Genomic DNA, 654 nt, shown 5'->3' with positions numbered 1-654 from the left:
CAACATGGGCTTTGGATATTTTTGTTTGTGAGCCGGAATGGAAAGCTTTATTGCAACGCCACGCTCCAGAAGCAAATATCTACTCTGCTACTACCGATAAACAAGATCCACATTACGTGCAAGCTCGCCCTTCGTTGATTGCGAAAATGCGTCAAGCCGATTTGGCTATGTGTTCTGGAGCAGAGCTAGAAGTAGGGTGGTTGCCTATGCTACAGGCACGAAGCTCAAATGCTGCGGTGCAAAATGGGGCAAAAAGCATGATTTACGCTGCCAGTTTTGTACGTATGCTGGATACACATCAACATGTGGATCGCAGTATGGGTGACATTCATGCGCATGGTAATCCGCACGTGCAGTTTGCTGCGAATGACATGATTACGCTTTCGCGCGTTGTGACTCAGCGTTTGCAAGCGGTTGATCCTGAAAATGCGCCAACCTACCAGCTCAATGGGATGAAGTTTCGTGCGCATTGGCGAAAAAAACTCAACGAATGGGAAGCAAAAGCTAAGCCGTTAAATGGTAAGCAAGTTGTGGGCTATCATTCCACTTACCGATATTTGTTCGATTGGCTGGGCATGGTTCAAGTTGCGGATCTTGAGCCCAAACCAGGGGTATCGCCGACGACCTCGCATCTGCAATCACTGACCAAGTTGG

Annotated in this window: 1 protein-coding gene; it reads left to right on the top strand. The window is 48.2% G+C overall.

Going from position 1 to position 654, the window contains the following annotated elements; all coding sequences use genetic code 11:
* Positions 1–11: 11 nt before the first annotated feature.
* A partial coding sequence (locus tag R7Z50_RS28175) for a metal ABC transporter solute-binding protein, Zn/Mn family (RefSeq protein WP_318149843.1) occupies positions 12–654 on the top strand: 643 nt, incomplete at its 3' end.

The organism is Vibrio sp. 1249-1 (genome assembly GCF_033340495.1).
This window is presented reverse-complemented; position numbering and strand designations above follow the sequence as displayed.